General features: G+C 63.3%; 10 protein-coding genes and 3 pseudogenes. 7 read left to right on the forward strand and 6 right to left on the reverse strand.

The genetic code is table 11. The features are described from left to right. Positions 1-46: 46 nt before the first annotated feature. On the forward strand, positions 47-1,111 hold the full coding sequence (locus AB0I35_RS15775) for an alcohol dehydrogenase catalytic domain-containing protein (protein ID WP_357396662.1): 1,065 nt from the start codon (positions 47-49) through the stop codon (positions 1,109-1,111). Positions 1,112-2,544: 1,433 nt separating this feature from the next. Here AB0I35_RS15775 and AB0I35_RS15780 read toward each other — a convergent pair. Then, entirely contained in the window at positions 2,545-3,210 is a 666-nt protein-coding gene (locus AB0I35_RS15780; RefSeq protein ID WP_357396663.1) for a 3-oxoacid CoA-transferase subunit B, read from the reverse strand. A gap of 1 nt (position 3,211) precedes the next feature. Beyond that, positions 3,212-3,340 (reverse strand): annotated as a pseudogene (locus AB0I35_RS15785) (CoA-transferase); the annotation flags it as partial. Here AB0I35_RS15785 and AB0I35_RS15790 point away from each other — a divergent pair. After that, positions 3,334-3,480, forward strand: a pseudogene (locus tag AB0I35_RS15790) (CoA-transferase); the annotation flags it as partial. The pseudogenes AB0I35_RS15785 and AB0I35_RS15790 overlap by 7 nt on opposite strands. A gap of 13 nt (positions 3,481-3,493) precedes the next feature. After that, positions 3,494-3,844, forward strand: a complete 351-nt coding sequence (locus AB0I35_RS15795) for a LysR substrate-binding domain-containing protein (protein WP_357396664.1) — start codon at positions 3,494-3,496, stop codon at positions 3,842-3,844. 219 nt (positions 3,845-4,063) lie between these two features. Here AB0I35_RS15795 and AB0I35_RS15800 read toward each other — a convergent pair whose 3' ends face one another. Beyond that, a complete protein-coding gene (locus tag AB0I35_RS15800; RefSeq protein ID WP_357396665.1) occupies positions 4,064-5,572 on the reverse strand; it encodes an FAD-dependent monooxygenase in 1,509 nt (502 codons plus the stop codon). 342 nt (positions 5,573-5,914) lie between these two features. Here AB0I35_RS15800 and AB0I35_RS15805 point away from each other — a divergent pair, with 342 nt between their 5' ends. The 3 genes from AB0I35_RS15805 to AB0I35_RS15815 all read left to right on the forward strand — a co-directional run bounded on the left by AB0I35_RS15805 (position 5,915) and on the right by AB0I35_RS15815 (position 8,040). Next, on the forward strand, positions 5,915-6,325 hold the full coding sequence (locus AB0I35_RS15805) for an ester cyclase (protein WP_357396666.1): 411 nt from the start codon (positions 5,915-5,917) through the stop codon (positions 6,323-6,325). 13 nt (positions 6,326-6,338) lie between these two features. Continuing rightward, on the forward strand, positions 6,339-7,103 hold the full coding sequence (locus AB0I35_RS15810) for an SDR family NAD(P)-dependent oxidoreductase (protein ID WP_357396667.1): 765 nt from the start codon (positions 6,339-6,341) through the stop codon (positions 7,101-7,103). 151 nt (positions 7,104-7,254) lie between these two features. Beyond that, positions 7,255-8,040, forward strand: coding sequence for an SDR family oxidoreductase (locus AB0I35_RS15815; RefSeq protein ID WP_357396668.1), 786 nt, complete (start codon positions 7,255-7,257; stop codon positions 8,038-8,040). 126 nt (positions 8,041-8,166) lie between these two features. On the opposite strand, the gene AB0I35_RS15820 is transcribed toward AB0I35_RS15815, so the two are convergent. Together AB0I35_RS15820 and AB0I35_RS15825 are read right to left on the reverse strand one after the other, a co-directional pair. Then, positions 8,167-8,850, reverse strand: a complete 684-nt coding sequence (locus AB0I35_RS15820) for a zinc-binding dehydrogenase (protein WP_357397007.1) — start codon at positions 8,848-8,850, stop codon at positions 8,167-8,169. A 15-nt stretch (positions 8,851-8,865) separates the two neighbouring features. Next, a pseudogene (locus AB0I35_RS15825) lies at positions 8,866-9,189 on the reverse strand (alcohol dehydrogenase catalytic domain-containing protein); the annotation flags it as partial. Positions 9,190-9,591: 402 nt separating this feature from the next. Here AB0I35_RS15825 and AB0I35_RS15830 point away from each other — a divergent pair. Next, the gene (locus AB0I35_RS15830) at positions 9,592-11,349 is read left to right on the forward strand and encodes a CocE/NonD family hydrolase (protein ID WP_357396669.1); all 1,758 of its coding nucleotides are present in this window, start codon (positions 9,592-9,594) and stop codon (positions 11,347-11,349) included. A gap of 59 nt (positions 11,350-11,408) precedes the next feature. Here the strand turns inward: AB0I35_RS15830 and AB0I35_RS15835 are convergent, their stop codons facing one another. Continuing rightward, positions 11,409-12,584, reverse strand: coding sequence for a helix-turn-helix domain-containing protein (locus AB0I35_RS15835; RefSeq protein WP_357396670.1), 1,176 nt, complete (start codon positions 12,582-12,584; stop codon positions 11,409-11,411). Positions 12,585-12,851: the final 267 nt, after the last annotated feature.

Genomic DNA, 12,851 nt, shown 5'->3' on the forward strand with positions numbered 1-12,851 from the left:
CCGGCGCGCCAACCCTGTCCGCCATCTCGACGAGGAAGCCACTGCTGTGCCATCGACGATGCAAGCCGCCGTCTACTACGGCCCCCGCGATATCCGCCTCGAACACGTCGCCATCCCGACTCCCCGCGCAGGGGAGGCGCTCGTGCGGGTGCTGCGCTCGGGAATCTGTGGGACCGACGCCACCGAATGGACCACCGGACCGAAAACCTTCCCCGTCCAACGCCGCCACCCCCACAGCGGACACCTCGGCCCGATCATTCCCGGCCACGAATTCGTCGGCGAGGTCGTCGAAGCCGACCCTGCTGCCGGTTTCGCCACAGGCACCCTCGTCGCCAGCGGCGCCGGCGTCTGGTGCGGAAAGTGCCGACGATGTGCCGAAGGCCGAACCAACCAGTGCACGCAGTACCGAACCCTCGGACTGAACCTCCACGGCGGCATGGCCGAATTCGTCGCGGTCCCGACGAAGACACTGCGCGCCTTGCCCGCCGGGCTCGACCTCGACCACGCCGGACTCGCCCAACCCCTGTCCGTCGGCATTCACGCGGCCCGCCGATCCGGCGCGCGCCAGGGCGACAACGTCGTCATCATCGGCGCCGGCGCGATCGGCTCGTTCGTCCTCGCCGGTCTGCGACACCTCGGCGAATTCGTCATCACCGTCATCGACTTGCTCGGCAACCGCCTCGAGCGAGCGCAACGCCTCGGCGCCGATCGCACCCTCACTCCATCGGAATCCATCGCCACCGATGTCATCGACGCGCTCGACGGCCGCAAACCCGACGTCGTCATCGAAGCAAGTGGAGCGCCCGGCCAATTGGCTGCCGCACTCGAGATGGTCATCGACGGCGGCCGCGTCCAAGCCGTCGGCATTCCCAAGGACAAGCCCGCCCTGGACATGCACTCGATGATCTTCCGCGAGATCACCCTCGACACGACCCTGGCCCACGTCTGCGACACCGACCTCCCCGCCGCGCTGCACATCCTCGCGGCAGACCCACTGCTCGGAACCGAGTTCGCCGAAACCCCGGTAGGACTCGCATACCTGGGCGCGTCACTCGATCGGCTCGCCGCCGGTCAGGTCGAAGGCAAAATCCTCATCGACCCCGGCGTGTGACCGGTTCCGGACAGGCTACCGGCGCCGCCTCCGACACCCTCATGACCCACCTGGCCCTACGGGGAGGCGACGTCGACACCTGACTCGAACACGTCTACGACGAGGACTATCACCGCGCACACCCCCAACCCGGACCAGCTGCGTTGGCCCGACGGCAATTATCGACCCCGCACGGACGAACGACTGCGTCCTGGGAGAATCGAACCTGCAACTCCAAAATTGCCGATGCTCTGCGAAAACGGTGTCGCAGGTTGGTGCGCTCGGCAGGACACACAAACATGGGCAACAGGAAAACGCCTGGTCATCGCGCGTTAGTGCGCGATCGAACGATCCTGGTTAGCCGGTGCCGATCCTACCGTGTTCCCATCTACTTAGCAGGTAACGGTTCCCGGTCTGGCGACTCCCAGTTCCCATCCGGCCCCGAAGTTCTCATCGAAGACCGCGAGCGCCAGGCAGCAAACCTAATGGCTGAGCAGCCGATTCCGCTGCTGCTCAGCCACTATCGGGCGATTCATAGATCGTGGTCTGAGCCCACTCCGCACGACCGAACACCTCGACGTCTCTGAGCCGGCAGCTCTCAGCGAGACAGGTGCCGTGTGGGTTGCGCTGGGAGCGCGAACAACTCATCGGAGTCCAGCCCAAAGAGGCTCGGAAGTTGATGGTAACGCGGATGACCTGGGAAGTTGTGGTGGCCAATTGGTTATCGAAGTGAATTTTGCCCTCGATTGAGACGCGACGCTGTGGTCATCATCATGGTCGCTGCCCATAGTGCTGATTCGGCCCGTTAGGTGTTGGGACGAACCAGCATGCACCACGGCTGGGTATCGGCCTGGACAGTCTTGGCAGAAACCAGGCAGTCTTCCGGAGTATTCCTCTGCCACATCTGCGGGTTGGCGGGGAAGTGCTCGGGATGTTCAGGATCTGCACGCAGTGTGATAGCAAATGACCAGGCACGCCGGACGCCGACTTGATCGGCACCATGGAGCCGTGGCGACGGCGCATCGCTCCGTCGGCGCGGTGTGGGTCGGTAACGAATTCCGTTGTTTCCAGAACAATTCGGCGGTCAGCGGCATTGAACGGCGTATCGAAGTGAGGGACCGGGCAGCCGGTTGTGCCGACGGGACTAACGGACTGATCGAGAGGTGGCGTACTCATAAACGGTGACTGCAGTGAATGAAACGGCTATCGCGCGGGTGTCCCGGCGTGCGCCGGTGAGTGCCTGCGATCTCCACGAGTGGTCGGTCGGCCCGGCCAGACATGGTCACGGTCAGTCGCGGTGACGGCGTTGGTTGCTGTGTGTACCGGTTCCGGTACCGAGCCAGGGATATCGACATTGGGTTCCTTTGCGTCTGGCATGGGGAGGTCGGCACTTACGGACCACACGCGGCATATGAGCCCCGCACCACATGGGGCAAGGCACTCCGCACACGCTCTCAGCCCCTGCCAACGCCCGACGTCTCGGTTGCACACTGGAGAGCGAGGGTTGGGTCGAGGTGGTGTCGCAGTTCGTCTAAACCTGTTCCGAAGGTTTCCCGCACCGCGACGCCGTTGCTGGTGATGTCGAATATCGCGTGGTCGGTGTAGACGCGGCTCACGCAGCCGACGCCGGTGAGTGGGTAGGTGCATTCGGGGACGAGTTTGGGGCGGCCTGCCTTGTCGAACAGGGTCATCATGACGTAGACCTTCTTGGCGCCGATGGCGAGGTCCATGGCTCCGCCGACGGCGGGTATCGCGTCGGGTTCGCCGGTGTGCCAGTTGGCCAGGTCGCCGTGTGCGCTGACCTGGAAGGCGCCGAGCACGCAGACGTCGAGGTGGCCGCCGCGCATCATGGCGAAGGAGTCGGCATGGTGGAAGTAAGCCGCGCCGGGTAGTTCGGTGACCGGCACTTTGCCCGCGTTGGTGAGGTCGGCGTCGATATCATCGCCTTTCGCGGCCGGACCCATGCCGAGCATGCCGTTCTCGGTGTGCAGGATGACGCCGAGTTCTGGGGTCAGGTGGTCGGCGATCTTGGTGGGTTGTCCGATACCGAGGTTGACGTAGGCGCCCCGTGGGATGTCATGTGCGATACGGGCTGCGAGCTGGTCGGAGGTCAATGCCATGTCAGCGAGCTCCCTGCACGGTGTAGTGACGAGCCTGAACTTGAACTATCCGGTCGACGTAGATCCCGGGCGTCACGATCGTCTCGGGATCGAGGCTTCCGGCGGGCACGATCTCGGCCACCTGAGCCACGCCGATACGTTCTGGAGATGCCGCTGCGCGGCGACATCGCCCTGATCGGCGCACACCGCGCCGATGCGCTCGGCAATCTTGTCTACCGCAAGACCGCTCGCAACTTCGGACCGGTGATGGCGACCGCCGCCGCCACCACTGCGGGAATCGGTCATGTACGGCGTGGTGACGCGCCTGCTGCGCGACGCCGGTATCCAGCCGCGGATTCAGTACCAAGTCACCGAAACCTCGACACTGGTCACCCTCGTCGCCGGTGGCCTCGGCGTGGCGGTCGTGCCCGAGCCGGTCTCCGCGCTCGCCCTCGCCGGCGTCACCTACCGGCCTCTGCGACCGACGACAACGATCGGGCTGGCTCTGGCCTACCGGGCCGGAAGGTCCGAACCACACCTGCTCCGATGCCTCACCGTCATCAGACGACTGATGGCGGCGCAAGACGTTGTGCTACAGGATCTTTCGCATCGACTCGGAGCATCCGGAGGGCAACCTAAAACCACCAGCCTGTAAGTGGCCCCGCTTCTTCCGGTTGCAGGCGTCGACGGCACTCCGGGTCTCCAGCGGGGGCCTTTCGTGAGCCTTGTGGGGTTCATACCGTGGTTGCGCCGAACGCAATTGGAGGGCTTCAGACGCAAGAAGATATCGTCGTCGAGGTCGGATACGATCTTCCAAGCCCGAGGGATTCTTACCGGGCCCGAGCAGACCGTGTCCTCGGGCCCGGTTGCTGAATTAGTGAGCGGGCGCCAGCATCCGCCGAAGCTCTGCTCGCACTTCGCCGTGGTCGACCTCGGAAGCAGTCGTCGCCCACGCAACATAGGTGTCGGGCCGGATGATGAGCGCCGAGACGCCCTCGAGACCGCCCGGCCTGCGAACCGGATGCGCTTCCAGTACAGACGCCGGTAGGCCTTCGAGATCGAGGCCTCGAAGTACTCCGGTTCCGCTTACATCCAGCACGACGAAGGGGGTCTCGCGAAGCGATTCGTACAGGCGCACGCTCCCGCCATCGCGCAGGAGAAGATCGAGATCGGGCGATGGAAAACCGACCGAGGGGTGACTGCCCTCCGGCGAAGGGTAGGCCCTCTCGAGGCCGTTGAGCTCGCGCCACAGCTGTGCCGTGACTTGGGGAGTTGTGATCATGTGCTTCTCGAAGCGGTCTTTGAATGCCAGGCCTTCGGGACTGAAATCGAACTGGATCGCAACCTGTGAGTCGACGCTGCGTAGAAGATCCTCACAGATCGGGCGTCGTTCGGATTCGTAGGAGTCGAGCAGGCTTTCTTCGGCCAGTCCACCGATGACGTGCCCGAGCTTCCAACCGAGATTGAAGGCGTCCTGAATGCAGTAGTTCATGCCGACGCCGCTCGCCGGATAGTGGATGCGCGCGGCCTCACCCACGAGGAATACCCGCCCCGTACGGAAACTCTCCGCGACATACTGCGCATCCCCGTACCTGCTGGCACCCGCGAGTCCCGGAATCTTCACTTCCTCTCCGAGGATCTCACTCGCGTAACGGGCAACCTCGTCGCTCGTCACCGGCTCATCCTGGCGCGCTGAACGTCCCTGTGCGTGCACCATGGTGAAACGAGTGAGACCAGGGCCGAAGGGGTAAGCAGCCACCCAGCCGTGCACGTTGTGAGCCACTTTCATTCCCCCCTGCCAGGGAAAGTCGAGCTCAGCGGTCGCGATGATTCCCGTGAATGTTGCCGGTCGGCCGACGAAATCGATTCCGACGGCTTCGCGTACCCGACTTCGGCCGCCGTCGGCACCGATGACATAGCGGGAGGTCGTGGTGTGCTGTTGCCCGTCGGGGGAGCGCCAGAGGACTTCGACCTCGCCTCCGCGGTCCAGAACAGATTCGACTTCGCACTCGAACCTCGTCTCTACGCCTAGTTCGATCGCCCAGTCGCGCAGGATGACTTCGGACTCGTGCTGGGACAGGAACAGGGTGAACCCGAACCGGGATTCCCGAGATGTCCAGTCGACCGGATGCATCCCGGCCCAGATATGCCAGGTCTGGAAAGGATGGGGATTCTGCTCACACGTACGCCGGATGAACCGTCCGGCGATTCCACGAGCATCGAAGAGCTCCAGCGGTCGGGGCAGCACGGTCCCGGCCCGCGGAATGGGAGCATGGGCGCGCTTCTCGAGAACGAGAACGCTTGCTCCGGTGCGGGCGATCTCCGCGGCAACCGTAGTCCCGGATGGACCGCCTCCGACAACCAGAACGTCCACGTCGACCACTGTAATTCTCCTTTACGACTTCGAGCCGGTTGATTCACGTCTCCGACTTGTGTGAGGCGGTCGTCACAGGTCGGACGCCGTTGCGGTGACACTAGGCCGGTCTAATGGAACCGGATATCCGTAGATCGCTCGACCATGTCCACCGAACGCGCTCCTTCGACGCCGACCGGAAACGAGCGGCTTCTTCCGCGGCAGCTGCGCCTTCTGGCTATTGCGTGGCGATTTCAGGACATTTTGTCGTCGTGGTGCCCGATACAGTCGTCGATCAGCGCCCAGCTGTGACTGCCGTCACGAACCAAATGCATGTAGGGCGATTCGGAGAAAGAGAAAGAGAGCACACAAGTGACCACCCCCGAGGAAAACAAGAAGCTCGTACAAGGCTTCGTGGACACGCTCCTCAGCAGCGGCCCCGAGGCGGCATTCGACACCTACTGCGACGCTGAGAAGTACAAGCAGCACAACCCGCGGCTGGTGAACGGACGTGAGGGATTCCTCGAGTTCGGGCGAAATGCCGCACTGTGTGAGGGCTTCTCGTTCACGGTCCGCCGGATGGCTGCCGAGGACGACCTGGTGTGGATGCAGGCCGAGACGACGGGGTTCCATTGGGCCGACGAGCCGCAGCCCACCGATCCCCAGTCGCTGCGGCACGTTTTCATGGACATCTTCCGCGTCGAGGACGGGAAGCTTGTCGAGCACTGGGACATCTACCAGCGCATCCCCCCGTACACCGCCAATGGCAACGACATGATCTGATCGGAGGAGATTCGTGCTGCTGAAGGATAAGGTAGCCCTCGTCACCGGCGGAGGGCAGGGTATCGGGGCCGGAATAGCGTGGTGCCTGGTGCGTGAAGGCGCCAGAGTCGCAGTTCTCGATCGCGCGTCCGGTCCGGCGAAAGAGCTCGTCGGCGAGATCAATGCCTCGGGCGGATCGGCGCAGAGCTGGGAGGTCGACGTCACCGACTACGACGCCTTCGATGCGGTTGTCGACGAAATCGACAAGGCGTGGGGATCGATCGACATTCTGGTCAACAATGCCGGTGTCGTCGTGCCCCCGGGGCCCTTCGTCGACAGCTCCCCGGCCGACTGGGACCACACGCTCGACGTCGACTTCAAGGGCGTCCTGCACGGAGTGAAGGCATGCGTTCCCCGTATGCAGCGGGCTGGTGGCGGTGCGATCGTCAACATCGGTTCCGACTCGGCGCGTTTCGGTGAGCCCGGGATCGCCGTCTACGCCGGTGCCAAGGGCGCGGTGAACTCGGTGAGCAAATCGATGGCGAAGGAGCTCGCTTCGTCGGGCATTCGAGTCAACGTCATCACTCCAGGAATCATCGAGACGCCGATGGTCGATCTCGCACGTTCCACACCGGAAGGCCGGGCCATGATCGACGCCACCGTCGCGACGATCCCGCTCGCTCGAATGGGTACGCCGCGTGAAGTGGGCGACGTGGTCGTCTTCCTCGCGAGCGAGCTGTCGAGCTACCTCACGGGACAGAGCATCAGCGTCAACGGCGGAATGCTGATGTTCGGGTAGACCTCCTCTCTCAAACACTGTGACCCTCCTTGCCGGCACAGCGGGCAGGAGGGTCGCAGTGTGAATAGGGCGTTTCGGCGTACCGAGCAATCGGGCGATAGACCGCGGTGGCCGGCGCGCCGCAGGTTGCAGTTCACTTCAAGGAGACCCAATGAAAAACAAGGAACTCTTCGATCTGACCGGCAAGGTCGCTGTCATAACCGGTGCTGGATCCGGCCTGGGTGCCCAGATCGCCGTCACGCTTTCGGAGGCTGGTGCGGATGTCGTCTGTGTCGACAAGGATGCCGACGCTGCGAGGCGAACAGCAGATATGGTCGAATCCGAAGGCCGTGGGGCACTCCCCCTGGAATGCGACGTCAGCGTCGAGGAGCAAGTCCGCGCAACCATCCGAGAAGCGCACGACCACTTAGGACATATCGACATACTCGTCAACAACGCGGGGATCGCGGATCCGAGTCCGTCCCGGGTCGGGCGGTACAATTCTGCGGACTGGCACCGGGTTATCGATATCGACCTGCACGGAGTCTTCTACTGCTGCAACGAGTCTCTTCCGTACCTGGAGGCGCAGGGCGGCGGAAAGATCATCAATATCGCGTCCATCTGGGGGATGGTCGGAGGGGCGAATGTGGTTCCCATCCCGGCCTACAGCGCGGCCAAAGGTGCGGTAATCAACTTCACCCGCGAGATGGCGCTCGAATACGGCAAACAGAATATCCAGGTCAATGCACTCTGCCCGGGATTCCACCTCGGAACACGACTGGGTGAGGGCGCTACCTCCGATGCGGATTTCGTTGCCGTGCTCACGGCGATCACGCCCATGGGCCGGTTGGCTGAGGCGGAGGAGATCCGGGGACCTGCGTTGTTCCTGGCAAGCCCGGCGTCCAACTTCATGACCGGGCAGACACTGGTCACCGATGGTGGTGTGCTCGCGCAGTGACTCGTCACGCTCGAGGCTGATCTCCTCTGCCGATGGTCGCCGCCGAGATGCCGGTGCGGGTTCGCGTGGCATCTCGGCGTCCGGTGGTCGGCTACTGCGGACCGTTCCGTCCGGTGACGCTGCGCGTCAGGGCACCAGTACAGCTCGACCGGTCACCAATCCGCGCTCGAGGCGGTCGAAGACATCGTTGATGGCGGAAAGAGGGTACTGCTCGATATTGGAGACGAGCTCACCACGCCGTGCGAGCTCGAGGACCTCCGCCAGCTCGTTCTGCGAACCCCAGTTGCTTGTCGTCCATGTCGCCTCTGAGGGAACTCCTTGGAAGGAGAACGGCAGGCTGCCTCCCGCAAGACCAACGAGGACGAAGATACCCTGAGGGCCGAGTGTTCCCGCGCCGAGCGCCATGGTGGAGTCGACTCCGACGAAATCGAGAACGGCGGCGGCGCCGGCGTCACCCGTGTGCTCCTTGATCACGCCGTCCGCGCCGTCGGTGCGAGGGTCGACAACCACATCGGCGCCGAGGGAGAGCGCTAGTTCGCGTTTCGCGGCGTCGGTCTCGACAACGATGACCTTCGCCGGCGAGAGCAGTTTCAAGAACTGGATACCGTACTGTCCGAGCCCGCCCGCACCGATCAGCACGGCGCTCGTACCGGGAACAAGGAACGGCAAGGTCTTCTTGACCGCGGAGTACGGGGTGAGTCCAGCATCCGTCAGGGGTGCGGCGAGTACCGGGTCTAGGTCACCTATCGGCAGGATATGTCGAACGGAAGGTACCAGTAGATACTCCGCGTAACCCCCAGCTGGTCCCATTCCGCTCCAGAGGAAGGGATTGCAGAGCTGCTCGTGTCCGCCGAGACAGTACCGGCAGTGACCGCATCCCCAAGCACCGAAAACGACAACTGCATCGCCGACCTCGAAATCACTTCCTTCGGCCCCGGGCCCGAAATCCTCGATCCAGCCGGCGTTCTCGTGGCCGAGCGTTTGGGGCAGGGGGAGCCCCGGGATCTCTCCCGCTTTGATATGTAGGTCGGAGTGGCAGGCGCCCGCACCCGCGACTCTGATCAGCACCTCTCCCGGACCGGGAACCGGCGTGGGCAGATCTTCGATGACGAAGGCAGCGCCTCGAGCGTGTAGCCGTGCAGCTTTCATGAGATGGTCTCGACATTCTCTCGCAATGGTGGCGGGTTCAATCAGACGCCGGGGGACTGCTGTTCGAGCATGGTCGCGTTCACCCCAGCAGATGAACTATCCCTCCACGAAACCTACCGACCACGCGGAGTGAGTTCCTTGCGCATAACTCACAGCTGAGCTTGTGACTTGAATCATAGCTTGCGCAATCGGCGCAAGACCTCCCTGTGCGGCCGAGCGTAAATTCGTGTTCATCCCATCGACCGATATCGGCTGAAGAATGGTTCGCTTGCCGGTAGACCGGGGACGCGATACCGACCTCAGAATTCGCGCGCGGGCATTTAGTCGATCGGGACTCTCGGCATTCGTCGAATTCCCCCACCGATATCGGACTGCGCCTGCAGACCGAAGGACGGAGCAACGATGACCATCGAACATCAAGAAACGCTGCGGCGATCGGCGTACCCGCCGGAGTGGAACGTCGAGTTCGCGCCGTCGACGCCGTTGCCCGAGGGCTACAGAGCCGGCCGCGAGACGATCCACCTGAAGTCCGGCGCGGTGCTGATCGAAGGAGGGCGGCCACTGTCCTGTGATGTCGTGTGGGAGCAGGACGTCCCGATCACGCTGCGCGACGGGGTGGTCATCTACACCGATGTCCTGCGCCCAGCGGGCCAGGACGAGGACCTGCCTGCCATCGTCAGCTGGAGCTCCTACGGGAAGTCGCTGCCCACGCCCCCGCCCAGTGGGGTGCTGCCCGAGAACTTCTCGGGCTTGGGAAAGTTCGAAGGCGCCGACGGCGCGTTCTGGCTGGCCAAGGGGTATGCGCTGGTCAACCCGGATGTTCGCGGCGTCGGCAGGTCCGGTGGCGACATTCATTACTGGGGTTCGGTGGACTCCCACGACGGTTACGACGTGATCGAGTGGGCGGCGAGTCAGTCGTGGAGCAACGGCAAGGTCGCCCTCTACGGCGCATCCTGGCTGGCGATCTCGCAATGGGGCATCGCCGCCACGAGACCTCCGCACCTCGCGGCGATCGCACCGTGGAACGGCATCTACGATATCTATCGCACCCACATGGTGTGGGGAGGCATCCCCGACCCCGGGTTCTTCGACTTCATCAACAACATCTTGCCCGCCGAGACCGGCACCACGGAGCAGATCGGGGCGATGAGCGTTCGGGAGCCACTGCTGAACGACTACTGGGAGGACAAGACGCCTGATCTCTCCGACGTCACGGTACCCGCCTACGTCGTCGTCGACGGGGTGACCGGCCTGCACTCCATGGGTGGCCCGGAGGCGTTTCGGCGGCTGGGCTCGACCCAGAAGTGGTTGCGGATCAACAACACACAGGAATGGAATGACCAGTACAACGAGTACTATCAGAACGACGTTCTGCGATTCTTCGACCGTTTCCTGAAGGACATCGACAACGGGTGGGAGGAAACCCCGCAGGTGCGGGCCTGCATCATCAACGCCGGCGGTGAGGACTTCATCGACGTGCCGTACACGCAGTGGCCGGTACCCGAGACGCGCTACCAGGAGCTCTATCTCGACGCCGGCCAAGGGGCCCTGTCGACGACAGCACCGGCGGAGCTGTCATCAGCTCGCTACCCCGGCGTGGACGGATCCACGACCTTCACGATCGAATTCGACGAAGACACAACCCTGTTGGGTTACATGTCGGTGCGGTTGTGGGTCGAAGCGCAGGATGCCGACGACATGGACTTGTTCCTCCTCGTCGAAAAACTCGATGCCGACGGTAACCTGCTGGCTCCGCACTTGGACATGGCCGATAGCTACCCTGTCTCACCGCCTGGAGCGCCCGGCCGTCTGCGGGTGTCGCTGCGTGAGCTGGATCGAGAGCTGTCCACCGACTTCCTGCCGGTTCACACCTTCCGTGGCAATCGGAAACTGAGTCCTGGTGAGATCGTCCCGGTAGACATCGGTCTCACTCCGCGGGGCTACTTCATCGAGGCTGGACAGCAGCTGCGGCTGACCGTGGCTGGATGGAATGTCCGCGGTACCGGCGTCGATGTCAATGGGCCGGATAATCCACTCGTTCTCGGAGGCCGCTTGGCTGCGGAAACCCCGCGTACGGAGAACGCCGGAACGCACATCATCCACTCCGGTCCGGGATACCTCTCGTCCTTGAGAGTTCCGGTCGTCAGCAATCCGCGCTGACTCAGGTGCCCGGTCGGCGCGATGTCTCGCATCGAGCCGACCGGGCGCGCCGCCCGTGTTCAATCGAGGGACGGGCGCTCGAGCGTGTAGTCGTGGAGCAGGAGAGCAGTCCAAGTTTCTAGTGGCCGTTCGTCCAATGAGCGTCCGAGGATCTCGGACGCTCGTCTGAGTCGATAGGTGACCGTGTTCCTCGCGATATGCAACTTCGCCGCCGTCACATTGGGGCTGTGGTTCTCCAGGTATGTGCTGAGAGTCAGTCTCAAATCTGCCGTCTTGGCGTCGTCTTTGATCAGATCACCTAGTTCGAAGGCGGCGAACTCCGCGGCCTTCGCCGGCTCCTTCATGAGGAGACTGAGAAGGCTCACGTCGTCGTACGAGCAGATCGAATCACCGGGCTCGCGGCGCAGTTGCGTTATGCGGTGAACCTCGAGGGCTTGTTCGTGCGTGCGTCGAAAGCCCGCCGGACCGTATCCGGGGCGGCCAACCGCGATTTTGAGCCCACTCGATTGTGGCAGCCGACGGACATCCAACGGACCCGTCGAATTGCCCCAGGCCCACAGGGTCACAAGACCGCGAGGCACGATCAGTGTCTGCTTGGCCCCGAGGGTGGAGAGAACGTGATGCGCTGCCTCGACAAGACGGGCATCCGATTCGTCTGAGGTCTCCTGGTAGACAGCGATGCCGACGTGATGTCGGTGCGCGATGTCGTAGGCCAGCCGATGACTCACTTCGCCCAGTTCCGAATCGTCCCCGTCGAGGACACGTTCGAGCGCCTTCGCTCGTGCGGCGTATACCGAAGCGCCCCAGTCCTGTTCTGCCGCTTCGAAGGCGGGTCCGACCTCGGCGATGAGTCCGTCGACGTACTCGAACAGGACCCGGGAGATGCGCTGTAACTGCTCGGCGTGCTCATCCGCAGGTACGAGCTTGCGACAAGCGTTCATGAGCCGCTCGGCCACATATGCATGGCCTTGACGGATCTGGGCCAGCAACTGTGTCAGAGGAATGCGCCGCTGAATGAGGTCTGCGATGTACTTGTTGCCGTCCGCGTTCAGGAACGGCGGTACGGGTTCGCCTCGGTACAGGCTGTCCAAGATGGACAGGAATCCGAACTCGAAACCGAGTCGCTGAACGGACGTCAGACTGCGGCCCGCCAACAGTCCTTTCGACCCCGTCACCGGGCTCTGGGCGGCCTCCGCAGCGACACGCACAGCCCAATCGACGGCGTCTGCACCCACGACGTCACGGATAGGCCCGATGGTCGCTTCTGTGCATACAGGCGGCAAGATTTCGTCGTCCGGGACGCGAAGACCTCGAACCCACGATGCGGAGACCGCCATGTCTCCCTCCAAGTCGGTTTGGGGCGGTGGAACGGTTATGGTGGGGCCTGATCAGCGGATATCGGCGCCCGTGTCGCCAATGGCCGAGCTGAGGGTCGTGTTGTGGGTCCTACAACGAGTTCACAGTAGAAAGGTACAGCGGGACGCCTGGTTGCATCATCCCAA

Origin of the sequence: Nocardia sp. NPDC050378, assembly GCF_040655675.1 — a bacterium.
Classification (GTDB): domain Bacteria; phylum Actinomycetota; class Actinomycetes; order Mycobacteriales; family Mycobacteriaceae; genus Nocardia; species Nocardia coubleae.

Bases quoted from the DNA above. Each gene is read 5' to 3' on its own strand.
- AB0I35_RS15830 (WP_357396669.1), top strand. From the start codon at position 9,592: ATGACCATCGAACATCAAGAAACGCTGCGGCGATCGGCGTACCCGCCG.
- AB0I35_RS15795 (WP_357396664.1), top strand. From the start codon at position 3,494: ATGTACGGCGTGGTGACGCGCCTGCTGCGCGACGCCGGTATCCAGCCG.
- AB0I35_RS15780 (WP_357396663.1), bottom strand. From the start codon at position 3,210: ATGGCATTGACCTCCGACCAGCTCGCAGCCCGTATCGCACATGACATC.
- AB0I35_RS15820 (WP_357397007.1), bottom strand. From the start codon at position 8,850: ATGGGACCAGCTGGGGGTTACGCGGAGTATCTACTGGTACCTTCCGTT.
- AB0I35_RS15815 (WP_357396668.1), top strand. From the start codon at position 7,255: ATGAAAAACAAGGAACTCTTCGATCTGACCGGCAAGGTCGCTGTCATA.